This is a genomic window from Providencia sp. PROV114 (assembly GCF_032704305.1).
GTDB classification, from domain to species: Bacteria; Pseudomonadota; Gammaproteobacteria; order Enterobacterales; family Enterobacteriaceae; genus Providencia; species Providencia rettgeri.
This window is the reverse complement of sequence record NZ_CP120528.1, coordinates 4388393-4403023: the sequence shown is the minus strand read 5'-3', so window position 1 is coordinate 4403023 and position 14631 is coordinate 4388393. Positions and strand designations below refer to the sequence as shown.

Sequence of the window (14631 nt, the reverse complement as noted above, 5' to 3'; positions counted from 1 at the left end):
TTGAGCGGATAGGTATGTTATGAAAAAGGGCATTAAAAAGATTGTATTAGCATATTCAGGTGGTCTGGATACATCAGCAATTATTCCATGGCTAAAAGAAAACTATGATGATTGCGAAGTCGTGGCCTTCGTTGCGGATGTGGGGCAAGACCGTGAAGATTTAGTGGGCGTTGAGAAAAAAGCCCTGCAATCAGGTGCATCTGAATGCTACGTAGTGGATTTACGCGAAGAGTTCATCAAAGAGTATATTTACCCTGTATTAAAAACAGGTGCATTATATGAAGGTAGCTATTTATTAGGTACGTCAATGGCTCGCCCAATTATAGCTAAAGCGCAAGTCGAAATTGCCTTAAAAGTAGGGGCAGATGCTGTTGCCCATGGCGCAACAGGTAAAGGTAATGACCAAGTGCGTTTCGAAAGCACCTATACGGCATTAGCACCACAGTTACAAGTCGTTGCACCATGGCGTGAGTGGGACTTACGTTCCCGTGAAGCACTGCTCGATTACCTGAAAGAACGTAATATTCCAACAACAGCCAGCTTAGAAAAAATCTATAGTCGTGATGAAAACGCATGGCACATTTCTACTGAAGGTGGCGTATTAGAAAGCACATGGAATGCGGCAAACCAAGATTGTTGGGTATGGACTGTCGACCCGCAAGATGCACCGGATGAAGCTGAACTGGTTACCGTTGGTGTTAAACATGGCGAAGTCGTTTCGGTGAATGGGCAAGCATTGTCCCCACTTGGTTGTTTAGAAACATTAAATACTTTAGGTGCAAAACACGGAGTGGGTCGTATCGACATCGTTGAAAACCGTTTAGTCGGTATGAAATCTCGTGGTTGTTATGAAACCCCGGGAGGCACCATTATGATGGCTGCTCTACGTGGTATTGAACAACTGGTTCTTGACCGTGACAGCTACAAATGGCGTGAGCAACTCGGTTTAGAAATGTCATATGTGGTTTATGACGGGCGCTGGTTTGCACCATTACGTCATTCATTACAAGCTGCTGCGGAGTCATTAGCACAAGATGTGACAGGTGAAGTTGTTCTGAAATTATATAAAGGGCAAGTGACTGCGATTCAGAAAAAAGCAGATAAGAGCTTGTATTCAGAAGAGTTTGCCACATTCGGTGAAGATGAAGTTTATGACCACAGTCATGCAGGTGGGTTTATTCGTCTTTACTCGCTATCTTCACGTATCCGTGCGCTGAAAGAACAAAACAAAGCGAAATAAATCAAATAGTAGTCCCCCGGCAGCCAAGACCGCTGTCGGGGTTAAAAACTTATTTTATCAATCAGGTAGGGATTAGTTATGGCACTTTGGGGTGGACGTTTTAGTCAGCAAGCAGATCAACGGTTTAAACAGTTTAATGATTCACTGCGTTTCGATTATCGCTTGGCGCAACAAGATATTATCGGCTCAGTCGCATGGTCAAAATCACTGGTAACAGTTGGTGTATTGTCTGATAGCGAACAACAAACTTTAGAACAAGCACTAAATGCCTTACTTAAAGAAGTACAAGATAACCCTGAAATTATCCTGCAAAGTGACGCAGAAGATATTCATAGCTGGGTTGAGGGTCAACTGATTGATAAAGTCGGTGATTTAGGTAAAAAATTGCATACAGGCCGTAGCCGTAACGACCAAGTCGCAACAGATTTAAAACTGTGGTGTAAAGACCAAGTTGCATTGCTACTTGAAGCGGTAACAGAGCTACAAAAAGCGCTAGTGCTGACTGCGGAAAATAATCAAGATGCCGTGATGCCAGGTTATACGCATTTACAACGTGCCCAGCCTGTCACTTTTGCACATTGGTGCTTAGCTTACAGTGAAATGTTAGCGCGTGATGAAAGCCGTTTAAAAGATACACTAAAACGCTTAGATGTCAGCCCATTAGGATGCGGGGCATTAGCAGGCACGGCTTATGATATCGACCGTGAGCAGCTGGCATCATGGTTAGGTTTTGCTTCGGCAACGCGTAATAGCTTAGATACCGTTTCAGATAGAGACCACGTGCTTGAACTATTATCCAACGCAAGTATTGGTATGGTTCATTTATCCCGCTTTGCTGAAGATTTAATTTTCTTTAATAGTGGTGAAGCTGGTTTTGTCGAGTTATCAGACAAAGTGACATCAGGTTCATCATTAATGCCACAAAAGAAAAACCCAGATGCATTGGAATTAATCCGCGGAAAATGTGGGCGTGTCCAAGGGGCGCTAACAGGTATGATGATGACCCTTAAAGGATTGCCTCTTGCGTATAACAAAGATATGCAAGAAGACAAAGAAGGGTTATTCGACGCATTAGATACTTGGTTAGATTGCATGCATATGGCTGCGTTGGTGCTTGATGGTATTCAAATTCGCCGTAGTCGTTGTGAAGATGCGGCGAAGCAAGGTTATGCCAATGCAACTGAGCTTGCTGATTACCTCGTTGCTAAAGGTGTTCCATTCCGCGAAGCGCATCATATCGTGGGTGAAGCAGTTGTTGCAGCAATTGGGCAAGGTAAAGCTTTAGAAGAAATGGCTCTCAGTGATTTGCAAAAATTCAGTGACACTATTCAGTTGGATGTCTATGAAATTTTATCGCTACAATCTTGTTTAGATAAGCGGTTAGCAAAAGGTGGGGTATCTCAGAAGCAAGTGGCAAATGCTATTGTGGAAGCAAAAAAACGATTAGAACTGTGATTAGTTGTAGAAGAAAAAATGGGGGGTAGTATGACTACCCCGATTCCCATAACGCGTTTGTTTTTAAATATATTTAATGGTTAGCATTCCGAGTTGTTTTTCTTCATTCACCCAGTTATATGAATACTCTCCTCTACCTTCATTGATTACCTTCCAACCTTGAGTATTTGCAACATCATTCAAGTTTATTTTGCTGGCAACCATATCAGATTGGTTATTTAAGCAATTCAGTGTGACATGATTGTCGGTCACTTCATTAAAGCAAGACGGAAATACGACTGCCCCAGAGAAATGAATAACCCCATTTTGTTGGTCATTACTTGCATAAGCATGAATAGATGCGGTTGTAGCGAGTAACAATACACAGAGTGAACGAAGGCCAAATTTTTGAGTTTTTGTTAATAAATTTTTCATAATAGTATCCCGTCATTGATTTTTGATTAATCAACTTGCTGTATGTTTAAATTAGATTTGTGTGCGATTAAATAAGAATAATAATAATGAACTGATATTCCTTGGTGTTTTTGATGTGGGAATTATAAATTTAAAAACACTATTTAGGTGTAAAATTAAAAAAGGAAATGTTTAAAAATATAAAGAAAACAAAATTACTCTCATTGTAATTTAAAGTTATCCATTTGTATTTTTATGGTTAATAAGGCTGTATATTAAGAAGTTTGCAGTGTTTTGTTTTATTATTTGTGTTTTCTGTTAGTTTTTATAGTTGGATTCTCTAGTGATTTTCTGTTGTTATCAATCTGTAATAGTGATTAAAATAAAATTTAACAAAATTAAGCTGCAATTTACATTTACTTTTATATAAAAACTTACAAACTTTAATAGAGAGTGAAAGGAAAGATAACAAAATGTTTCTTTTGTTTGAGATGAATATAATAAATATTTGTATGTTTTAATTAATTCAAAACTGATGAAGTGTGACTAAATACATATTAAATTCTAATAATTTGGTTATTTTAGTGATATTCACTAAATGTTAAAATAAAGTTGATTTTATCTATTATGTGAATTAATGACACAAATAGTCTATATTTTTTGAGGAGAATGTTGGGATTTTACTTGGCAACGTTAGGATGTAATTTATTGAAATTTTATTCTAAAAAAACACGGTTAATGCTTTTATTAGGAATGTTATATTGAAATGCTAATGGTAAATGAATTTAATCATTAATTAACTATTCTCTCTGTTGAAGAGTCAGGAATGAGATACATTTTATTTCTAAATATTACACTTTGTTTCATTATATTGCGTGTATCCTTCAAAAAATGAGGTTTTCCCCCTATTTTTCAATTTATCAATAGATAAAACAAAACAATATCGATATAGTGATTGGTATTATCTATCTTTGGTTTGACAGAGAATTCACGAAAGGAAAAGAAATATGAATATTCGAGATTTAGAGTACCTCGTCGCACTCGCCGAACATAAACACTTTAGACGTGCCGCGGATTCTTGTCATGTTAGCCAACCTACTCTTAGTGGCCAAATTCGTAAATTAGAAGAAGAACTTGGCGTGATGTTGCTAGAAAGAACTAGCCGTAAAGTTCTTTTTACTCAACAAGGTTTGTTATTGGTTGAGCAAGCCCGTACTATTTTGCGTGAAATTAAAGTATTACAAGAAATGGCAGCCCTCCAAGGGGAAAGCATGTCAGGGCCATTACATATTGGTTTAATTCCAACGGTTGCGCCGTATCTATTACCTCATATTATTCCGCAATTGCACCAAGCTCACCCTAAATTAGAAATCTATTTGCATGAAGCGCAAACTCAGCAATTATTAGCTCAGTTAGACAGTGGTAAATTAGATTGTGCCATTCTTGCGGAAGTAAAAGAAACAGACCCTTTCATTGTTGTACCGTTATTTGAAGAACCCATGAAATTGGCTATCTATGAGAGTCACCCATGGCATGATCGTGATACGATTGAAATGAGTGAATTGTCAGGTGAAAAACTATTAATGTTAGAAGATGGCCACTGTTTACGTGACCAAGCAATGGGCTTTTGCTTCCAAGCGGGTGCTAAAGAAGATACACACTTCAGGGCAACGAGCTTAGAAACGTTAAGAAATATGGTGGCAGCAGGGAGTGGAATTACACTTTTACCTGATTTATCGGTGCCAAATGAAGTTTGTCGTGATGGGGTATGTTATTTAAATTGCATTGAACCTGAACCGAAACGAACTATCGTATTAGTTTATCGCCCGGGTTCACCGTTACGTGGGCGCTATGAACAATTAGCAGAGACCATCTATAACTCAATGGATAACTATTATAAAAATAGAGTTTAGGGTTAAGCTACCAATATTATTTTTTTAGTTGATGATGGTTGCCAGATTATTGGCAACCATTAATCACTCAATAATTAAAAGAGTCGATTTAAACCATTTAAAGCTGCAACACGGAAAGCTTCCGCCATCGTCGGGTAATTGAACGTCGTATTGACGAAATATTCGATAGTATTACCTTCACCTTTTTGTTCCATGATAGCTTGGCCGATATGGATAATTTCAGCCGCTCTCTCACCGAAACAGTGAATGCCTAATATCTGTAATGTTTCTCTATGGAATAATATTTTCAAACTGCCGACATTCATACCTGCGATTTGTGCACGTGCTAAATGTTTAAACTGTGCCCGGCCAACTTCATAAGGCACTTTCATTGCGGTCAGTTCTTGTTCTGTTTTACCAACTGAACTAATTTCAGGAATGGTATAAATCCCTGTTGGAATATCTTCCACTAAATGCGCATTACCTAAACTACCCCCAATGGCTCGGGCTGCAATTCGGCCTTGGTCATAAGCTGCAGAGGCCAAACTTGGGTAGCCAATGACATCACCAACAGCATAAATATGTTCATTAGTGGTGCGATACGCTTTATTGACTTTAACTAAACCGCGGCCATCTGCTTCGATCCCGACATTAGCCAGGCCTAAGCTATCAGTGTTACCGGTTCTTCCGTTCGCATACAGTAAACAGTCTGCCTTGACTTTTTTACCTGACTTCAGGTGAACAATAACGCCGTCTTCAACCCCTTCGATTTTTTCATATTCTTCATTATGGCGAATAACAACACCACTATTCCAAAAATGATACGACAAGGCATCTGACATTTCTTGGTCAAGAAAGGCCAAGAGATGATCACGGGTGTTGATTAAGTCAACTTTAACCCCTAACCCACGAAAAATAGATGCATATTCACAGCCGATAACACCTGCACCATAAATAATCACATGGCGAGGTTCATGGGTTAGGTTGAGAATAGTATCACTGTTGTAGATTCGAGAATGGTTGAAATCAACGTCAGAAGGGCAGTATGGACGAGAGCCAGTGGCAATGACGATTTTATCTGCACTTAAAACATCACAACTTCCATCCGCGTAGCGGACACTGATATGTTGTTCATCGATAAAGGTGGCTTCACCCGAAAACATTTGGCAACCATTACGTTCGTAAAATCCTTGGCGCATGCGTGTTTGTTGGCTAATTACCGTTTCAGCATGTCGTAGAATTTCGGAGAAAGAGGAGCTTAAGCTACGGGAGTTATCACTATAAAGCGGGTTTTGGTTGAATTCGATAATACGACTAACAGCATGACGGAGGGCTTTTGAGGGAATGGTTCCCCAGTGGGTACAGCCTCCGCCGACATTATTATAACGTTCTATAACAGCAACGTTTTTTCCTTGTTTCACTAGCCCCATGGCGGCGCCTTCACCACCAGGACCGGAACCAATGACTATTGCATCAAAATGGGTAAGTTGCATGAGGTAAGACCTGCTCTAAAACAAAATGACAACAAGATGTTATCATTAGTTGGTTATTTCACCTAATTTCCTCGCTGTCTTTCAAATCGATACAACGTTGGCGACATTCGCTTACTCTAATCACATACTTATATATACTTTCAGGAGTTCGCTTGTTTTGTCGCCTTATCTCAATTTGAAATTCTTAGGAGAAAATATTTTAGTTCAAGAGCCTCAGAAAAATACCTAAATATAATTCATGGGTTCATAAAGTAGGGGTTTGCTGAAGTATTGTTTAGTGAAAGGTTGGTAGTATATCAGCGTTAAAAAACTAATTGAAAAAAGGCTAAGTTAAATTCTGAAAATGAGTAAATTGCAGCGATAGTCGCTTTTTCTCCAAAACAGTTTAATTATTTTCAGGTATGCTAGGCGAAGAGTAATACTTATTACATTGACCTTCCATGATAAGAAATTAGGATCACCGTGAGCAACACAATTGGCATTAGAGCAAAACAAAAAGAAAAAACTCGGCGTTCACTCGTCGAAGCCGCATTTAGCCAATTAAGCGCTGAACGGAGCTTTACTAGCCTCAGTTTACGGGAAGTTGCACGTGAAGCTGGGATTGCACCGACTTCATTTTACCGTCATTTCAAGGACGTTGATGAACTTGGGCTGACGATGGTTGACGAAAGTGGCTTGATGTTACGCCAGCTAATGCGCCAAGCAAGACAGCGTATTGCAAAAGGCGGGAGTGTGATCCGTACATCAGTCTCAACTTTTATGGAGTTTATTGGTAATAACCCTAATGCCTTTAGGTTATTATTGCGGGAGCGTTCGGGAACATCTGCGGAGTTTCGTGCAGCGGTCGCTCGGGAAATTCAACATTTTATTGCGGAATTGGCCGATTACCTTGAACTTGAAAGCCGTATGCCTCGCCATTTTACTGAAATGCAAGCCGAGGCCATGGTAACGATTGTCTTTAGCGCAGGAGCGGAAGCGCTAGACATTGATGAAGAAAAACGCAGGAATCTCGAAGAACGGCTGGTATTACAGTTAAGAATGATCGCGAAAGGCGCCTATTACTGGTACCGCCGGGAACAGGAAAAACAAAATCAAACTGACCCAGACCTTACTAAATAATAAGGAGAATCAATGACGGATCAAAAAAGTTATGAAAGAAGCACATTATTGCTAGCCTTTGTGATTGGCCTTGCAACCCATGGGACGTTTTCAACGCTGTTTAACTCGTTGGTCGACTTTTCATTTTTTCCAATTTTAACCCTAATATTGGCTGCGTATTGTTTACACCAGCGCTATTTACATCAAGCCATGCCGATGGGGTTGCCAAAATTTGTTGCTGGTAGTTTTTTTATTGGCCTATTTGGTTATGCCGCGATTTTACGCGTTCAAAACCCTGAAATAGGCTCTAACTTTATCCCAGCAACCTTTATTGTCATTATCGCATTGTGGATGTACTCAAGCTGGAAAGCACGTAAGAAAGAAAAAGCGGAGCTGGCACTTGAGCAAGAAGTCGAAAACTAAGTTTAGACGACTTTTCTATTAATAAGGCGCCGCAGTAAAATGCGGCGTTTTTGCTTTTAATAACCGAGTTTTCAGCCAACTAATAGCGGCTCAGTAATACCCCACTTTCCATATGATGGGTATACGGAAATTGGTCGAATAAGGCTAATTTCTCTATTTTATGCGTTTTAGTCAGCTCAACTAAGTTATCGCATAGCGTTTCTGGGTTACACGAAATATATAGGATATGGTCATAACCCTGAACTAGCTTCACGGTTTCTGCATCTAAACCACTGCGAGGCGGGTCAACGAAAATAGTATTGCACTGGTAGTCTGCTAAAGAAATACCCTCTAGGCGCCTAAATTCACGAGCACCTTGCATGGCTTGGGTAAAATCCTCTGCAGACATACGAATAATTTGTACATTTTCAATATTATTGGCTTCGATATTATATTGAGCCGCAGCCACAGAAGGTTTTGCAATTTCAGTGGCTAATACGCGTTCGAAGTTTTGCGCTAATGCCAATGAAAAGTTTCCATTTCCGCAGTAAAGTTCTAATAAATCCCCCGTCGAATTCTGTGTTGCCCCAATTGCCCATTCCAACATTTTGATATTGACCTGTGCATTTGGCTGCGTAAAGCTATTTTCGACTTGGCGATACACCATATTTTTACCCATTACCGGTAATACTTCATCAACATAATCATTGTCTAACATGATTTTTGTTTTTGACGCTCGGCCGATTAATTGCACATCAAAGCCTTGTTCAACTAAAACGGCTTTTAAGGCTTTTGCCTCAGCAACCCACTCTTCACTGAGTTTTTTATGGTAAAGCAGCGAAACAATCAGCTTATTACTTAGCGTTGATAAATAATCAATTTGAAATAATTTATGACGAAGTAATTCATTTTGCTTAATTAACGGCAATAACGCTGCCATCATGTCATTAATTAACTGACTTGCGACAGGAAACTGGTCAACACGGATCCTTTCTTTAGTTTCCTTATCAAACATAATATGAAATAAATCGTCATTATCGTGCCAGACGCGAAATTCAGCGCGCATCCGGTAATGCGACTTTGGTGATGAAAAAATTTCAGGTTCAGGTGCGTTAAAAGGAGCCATCATCGCCTTTAAGCGATCCGTTTTTTCTACGAGCTGTTGTTCGTAGTCGTCAGTGTGCAAGGTGTTTGGCATGTTTGGCTCCATAAAACAGTAATAAATTCGTATCAGGAGCGAAATTGTAGGGAATGCGGCGAAGATGTCCAGTTTTCATTATCCATCCGTAGACACTCATAACTATTCAACTTACGATAATGGCTGTGGTTTAGGGAACTTGGTGTAAGTCCAAGACTGACGCGCAACGGTAATTAAGGTATCCCCGTCATTCTTCAAGCTACATGGGTGTTGGCATCGCTCAGCTACCCTAGTCACATACTTCAGTATGCTCCTAGGGATATCGTCGCTTGCCGCCTACATGTCACTTGAATTATTTAGGGGATATAACAGGTCGAATTTTCATTTTATATATCGTTTTTATTTCATATATAGAAATCCAACTTGTTACTTTATAAGTCCGATACCTGCCACGCTTCCAATCGCTTCGTTGAATATCTGCGCGAATCTATATTCAACCTCGCGGAACGTTAATTGAATTGATTTTCCGAGTGTAATCATAATGAATAATAAAAAGTCGCTGCCGTTATCGGCCGCTGCGCTGGCTGTATTGTGCGCTACTTCTTCTTTGGCAAGTGCAAATAATAAAACTGATCAAGTGGTTGTGTCCGCGAACCGCTTTGAACAACCTATCTCTTCTATATTAGCGCCAGTGACAGTGGTCACTCGTGAAGATATCGATCATTGGCAATCCAACACTGTGATAGATGTATTAAGGCGCCTGCCGGGAGTGGATATCGCACAAAATGGCGGTATGGGTCAACAAAGCTCCTTATTTATACGTGGTACAGAGTCACGCCATGTTTTAGTGCTGATTGATGGTGTTCGTTTGAATCAAGCGGGTATTTCTGGCTCTTCTGATATGAGCCAAATTCCTATCTCACTGGTACAACGCATTGAATATATTCGCGGCGCCCGCTCTGCGGTTTATGGTTCAGATGCGGTAGGTGGTGTGGTGAATATTATCACTCGCCGTGATAACGATGGCACAACATTGAATGCGGGTATTGGTTCGCATAGTTATCAAAACTATAACGGTTCGACTCAGCAAAAGATTGGTGAAAATACAACGGTAACTGCCGCTGCGGCTTATACGCATACCAAAGGTTTTGATTTAGCACCAAAAGAAGTTAGCCCAAGACAATATGATAAAGATGGCTTTTTGAGCAAGTCATTGTGGTTAGGTGTTGAACATCAATTTTCTTCAGAAATCTTAGCGTATGCAAGGGCGTACGGTTATGACAATCGAACGAGTTATGACGTATCAGAATATGCGGGAGTTAGTGTTGATACGCGTAAGCTTTATAGCCGTACTTATGAAACAGGTTTGAAATATCATCAAGGAAAATATTCATCATCATTGATGGGAAGCTATGGTTATTCAAAAGATTACAATTTTGATCCTAGAAAAGGGCAATATAGTGAATCTGCAAATCTTGATGAGTCTAAGCAGTACAATATTCAATGGGGTAATAGTTACCTATTAGATAAAGGTAATATTAGTGCGGGGATTGATTATCAACGCCAAAGTATTGAGCCTAGCAGCTACGCGATGATCAATGAAAAACAAACGTTAAATAACACTGGGATATACCTCACAGGGCAATATGCAATTATTGATTCAGTAACTGCAGAGGCCGCTATACGTTCTGACCATCACTCTGAATTTAATTGGCATACAACATGGCAATCAGGCCTTAGTTGGGAGTTTCATGAAGGTTACAAACTTGTTGGTTCATATGCAACTGCTTATAAAGCACCTAATCTAACTCAATTATATGCGTATTCTTCATCGGCATATGGAACAACGCTAGGTAATCCGAACTTGAAACCCGAGGAAAGTAAGCAGTGGGAGATTGGTGTTGAAGGAACAACGGGACCACTTTTTTGGCAGGTCAATGCATACCATAATGATATTGATAACCTGATTGCATATAAATCAGGTTATCCGACTAGCACTTATGAGAACATTGGCGAAGCTGAAATTAAAGGTGTTGAATGGGTTGGTGAGTTCGAAACAGGTATCCTTCATCACCAAGTTACCTATCAATATGTTGACCCTCGTAACAAAAAGACGGATAAGGTTCTTGAGCGACGGGCTAAGCAGCAAGTTAAATACCAGCTAGATTGGGCTATTGATAAAGTAGATATTGGGCTAACCTACCAATATATAGGCTCTCGCTATGATAATGACTATAGCCAATTTCCTTCTAGACGTGTAAAACAAGGCGGTGTTAGCCTCTGGGATCTCACAGCTGCATATCCAATCACTTCACATCTCACAATTCGTGGTAAAATAGCTAATATGTTCGATAAAGACTATGAGACCGCGTATGGTTATCGCACCGCTGGAAGAGAATATTTCCTCACTGGAAGCTACAACTTCTGATAACACCCTATCTGTTCGCCCGACCATTCTAGTGTTTGACTCTGGAGTGGGCGGGTTATCTGTCTATCGTGAAGTCAAAAAAATGATCCCGAATGCCCACTATATCTATGCATTCGACAATGAAGCCTTCCCTTATGGTGAAAAAAGTGAAGAGTTTATTATTGATAGGGTCTATCAAATCGTAAATGTAATTGCTGCAAAGCATCCTTTAACTATTGTGATTATTGCGTGTAATACCGCAAGTACGGTCAGCCTCCCTAATTTGAGAGCACATTTTACGTTCCCAGTTGTTGGGGTTGTTCCAGCCATTAAACCCGCAACTAAGTTAACGCGTAATGGCGTGGTGGGTTTATTGGCGACGAAAGGCACTGTAAACCGTGAATACACCAAAGAGCTGATCGAACGGTTTGCTACAGACTGTAAAGTGATTTCCCTCGGTTCTGCGGAATTAGTTCAACTCGCAGAAAGAAAGTTACATGGGGAAACCTTACCACTCGATGAAGTCGCTCAAACTGTTAGGCCATGGATTCGAATGCCAGAGCCGCCTGATACCGTTATTTTGGGTTGCACGCATTTTCCTTTATTAATAGAAGAACTCGAAAAAGTGCTACCAGATGGAACTCGATTCATTGATTCAGGTTCTGCAATCGCCAGAAGAACTATTTGGCTCATTAATAATCAAGCTGAAATCATCAATTCAGATGAGGAAAACTTCGCATATTGCTTATTAATGGATGACAACGTAAAAGGGTTACAACCAGTTCTCGAAGCCGAAGGGTTCAAAACGCTGCAAAAACTAGCTATTTAAGTTAAATTTGATGGAAAGCTGAGCGAACGAAAAAAAATATGAAAAAAAGGGTTGCCAGATTTTTCTGACTCCCTATAATGCGCCACCACTGACCGGGAACAAGACAACGCAAAGCGCGGTGAACACTGAAACGGCAGCGAGAGATTCTGAAAAGAAAAAGCAAAAAATTGCTTGACTCTCACAGAGGAAAACGTATTATACGCCTCCTCGCGACAACGACCTCGAAGTCGAAAATCAAAAGATTTAGTCGCAACGCTCTTTAACAATTTATCAGACAATCTGTGTGGGCACTCACAGGACACTATCAAAAAAATATTTGATTTTAAGTCTTGAAGAGTGACTAACACGTTAATTCATATATATGAACTAATAGGTAATTTGATTTCTTCGGAAATCAAACGACAGTAAACATTCTTTGAGCATCAAGCTTTTTAATTGAAGAGTTTGATCATGGCTCAGATTGAACGCTGGCGGCAGGCCTAACACATGCAAGTCGAGCGGTAACAGGGGAAGCTTGCTTCTCGCTGACGAGCGGCGGACGGGTGAGTAATGTATGGGGATCTGCCCGATAGAGGGGGATAACTACTGGAAACGGTAGCTAATACCGCATAATCTCTTAGGAGCAAAGCAGGGGAACTTCGGTCCTTGCGCTATCGGATGAACCCATATGGGATTAGCTAGTAGGTGGGGTAATGGCTCACCTAGGCGACGATCCCTAGCTGGTCTGAGAGGATGATCAGCCACACTGGGACTGAGACACGGCCCAGACTCCTACGGGAGGCAGCAGTGGGGAATATTGCACAATGGGCGCAAGCCTGATGCAGCCATGCCGCGTGTATGAAGAAGGCCCTAGGGTTGTAAAGTACTTTCAGTCGGGAGGAAGGCGTTGATGCTAATATCATCAACGATTGACGTTACCGACAGAAGAAGCACCGGCTAACTCCGTGCCAGCAGCCGCGGTAATACGGAGGGTGCAAGCGTTAATCGGAATTACTGGGCGTAAAGCGCACGCAGGCGGTTGATTAAGTTAGATGTGAAATCCCCGGGCTTAACCTGGGAATGGCATCTAAGACTGGTCAGCTAGAGTCTTGTAGAGGGGGGTAGAATTCCATGTGTAGCGGTGAAATGCGTAGAGATGTGGAGGAATACCGGTGGCGAAGGCGGCCCCCTGGACAAAGACTGACGCTCAGGTGCGAAAGCGTGGGGAGCAAACAGGATTAGATACCCTGGTAGTCCACGCTGTAAACGATGTCGATTTGAAGGTTGTTCCCTAGAGGAGTGGCTTTCGGAGCTAACGCGTTAAATCGACCGCCTGGGGAGTACGGCCGCAAGGTTAAAACTCAAATGAATTGACGGGGGCCCGCACAAGCGGTGGAGCATGTGGTTTAATTCGATGCAACGCGAAGAACCTTACCTACTCTTGACATCCAGAGAACTTAGCAGAGATGCTTTGGTGCCTTCGGGAACTCTGAGACAGGTGCTGCATGGCTGTCGTCAGCTCGTGTTGTGAAATGTTGGGTTAAGTCCCGCAACGAGCGCAACCCTTATCCTTTGTTGCCAGCGATTCGGTCGGGAACTCAAAGGAGACTGCCGGTGATAAACCGGAGGAAGGTGGGGATGACGTCAAGTCATCATGGCCCTTACGAGTAGGGCTACACACGTGCTACAATGGCGTATACAAAGAGAAGCGACCTCGCGAGAGCAAGCGGAACTCATAAAGTACGTCGTAGTCCGGATTGGAGTCTGCAACTCGACTCCATGAAGTCGGAATCGCTAGTAATCGTAGATCAGAATGCTACGGTGAATACGTTCCCGGGCCTTGTACACACCGCCCGTCACACCATGGGAGTGGGTTGCAAAAGAAGTAGGTAGCTTAACCTTCGGGAGGGCGCTTACCACTTTGTGATTCATGACTGGGGTGAAGTCGTAACAAGGTAACCGTAGGGGAACCTGCGGTTGGATCACCTCCTTACCATTGAAGTGTTTTTGTGAAGTGCTCACACAGATTGTCTGATAGAAAGTAGAGCAATGGCTTTACGTGGGAGACTTATTCGAGAGGATAAGACTTACATGAAAATAGCAAAACGGTGTTTTGCAATTGAATTTTCGTGTCCCCTTCGTCTAGAGGCCTAGGACACCGCCCTTTCACGGCGGTAACAGGGGTTCGAATCCCCTAGGGGACGCCAATTGCGCCGATATCGAGTGAAAGACGATGTCCCCAATAATGATTAAGCCAATTATGTAAATAGTTGGTTTAACAATTATGCTCTTTAACAATCTGGAA

General features: G+C 41.4%; 10 protein-coding genes, 1 tRNA gene, 1 rRNA gene and 1 riboswitch. Of the genes, 9 read left to right on the top strand and 3 right to left on the bottom strand.

Annotated features, from left to right (window positions below; all coding sequences use genetic code 11):
* Positions 1–19 precede the first annotated feature (19 nt).
* Together P3L37_RS20330 and argH are read left to right on the top strand one after the other, a co-directional pair.
* A complete protein-coding gene (locus tag P3L37_RS20330) occupies positions 20–1240 on the top strand; it encodes an argininosuccinate synthase (protein ID WP_004907093.1) in 1221 nt (406 codons plus the stop codon).
* Between the two features lie 78 nt (positions 1241–1318).
* A complete protein-coding gene (gene argH, locus P3L37_RS20325; protein ID WP_109912973.1) occupies positions 1319–2695 on the top strand; it encodes an argininosuccinate lyase in 1377 nt (458 codons plus the stop codon).
* A 63-nt stretch (positions 2696–2758) separates the two neighbouring features.
* Here the strand turns inward: argH and P3L37_RS20320 are convergent, their stop codons facing one another.
* Complete coding sequence (locus tag P3L37_RS20320; RefSeq protein ID WP_004907098.1) at positions 2759–3109, bottom strand: hypothetical protein; 351 nt, start codon at positions 3107–3109, stop codon at positions 2759–2761.
* Positions 3110–4095: 986 nt separating this feature from the next.
* Between P3L37_RS20320 and oxyR the strand changes: the two genes are divergently transcribed.
* Positions 4096–5001 carry a DNA-binding transcriptional regulator OxyR gene (gene oxyR / locus P3L37_RS20315; protein ID WP_004907100.1) on the top strand — a complete coding sequence of 302 codons (906 nt, stop codon included), beginning with the start codon at positions 4096–4098 and terminating at the stop codon, positions 4999–5001.
* Positions 5002–5075: 74 nt separating this feature from the next.
* Here oxyR and sthA read toward each other — a convergent pair whose 3' ends face one another.
* Complete coding sequence (gene sthA, locus P3L37_RS20310) at positions 5076–6473, bottom strand: Si-specific NAD(P)(+) transhydrogenase (RefSeq protein ID WP_004907101.1); 1398 nt, start codon at positions 6471–6473, stop codon at positions 5076–5078.
* A gap of 462 nt (positions 6474–6935) precedes the next feature.
* Here sthA and fabR point away from each other — a divergent pair, with 462 nt between their 5' ends.
* On the top strand, positions 6936–7592 hold the full coding sequence (fabR, locus tag P3L37_RS20305; RefSeq protein ID WP_109912974.1) for an HTH-type transcriptional repressor FabR: 657 nt from the start codon (positions 6936–6938) through the stop codon (positions 7590–7592).
* A 12-nt stretch (positions 7593–7604) separates the two neighbouring features.
* Positions 7605–7994: a YijD family membrane protein gene (locus P3L37_RS20300; protein ID WP_004907104.1), complete on the top strand. Its 390-nt coding sequence runs from the start codon at positions 7605–7607 to the stop codon at positions 7992–7994.
* A gap of 79 nt (positions 7995–8073) precedes the next feature.
* Here P3L37_RS20300 and trmA read toward each other — a convergent pair whose 3' ends face one another.
* Positions 8074–9171, bottom strand: a complete 1098-nt coding sequence (gene trmA, locus P3L37_RS20295; protein WP_109912975.1) for a tRNA (uridine(54)-C5)-methyltransferase TrmA — start codon at positions 9169–9171, stop codon at positions 8074–8076.
* A gap of 109 nt (positions 9172–9280) precedes the next feature.
* Positions 9281–9580, top strand: a riboswitch (cobalamin riboswitch).
* A gap of 72 nt (positions 9581–9652) precedes the next feature.
* Between trmA and btuB the strand changes: the two genes are divergently transcribed.
* From btuB to P3L37_RS20275, 4 genes are all read left to right on the top strand, one after another.
* Positions 9653–11539, top strand: coding sequence for a TonB-dependent vitamin B12 receptor BtuB (gene btuB, locus P3L37_RS20290; RefSeq protein ID WP_109912976.1), 1887 nt, complete (start codon positions 9653–9655; stop codon positions 11537–11539).
* Positions 11484–12347, top strand: coding sequence for a glutamate racemase (gene murI, locus P3L37_RS20285; RefSeq protein ID WP_004907112.1), 864 nt, complete (start codon positions 11484–11486; stop codon positions 12345–12347). The genes btuB and murI overlap by 56 nt, the downstream gene beginning before the upstream one ends.
* 432 nt (positions 12348–12779) lie before the next feature.
* Positions 12780–14319: ribosomal RNA gene (locus tag P3L37_RS20280) — 16S ribosomal RNA — on the top strand.
* A gap of 138 nt (positions 14320–14457) precedes the next feature.
* Positions 14458–14533: transfer RNA gene (locus P3L37_RS20275), tRNA-Glu, on the top strand.
* The last annotated feature ends 98 nt before the right edge of the window (positions 14534–14631 follow it).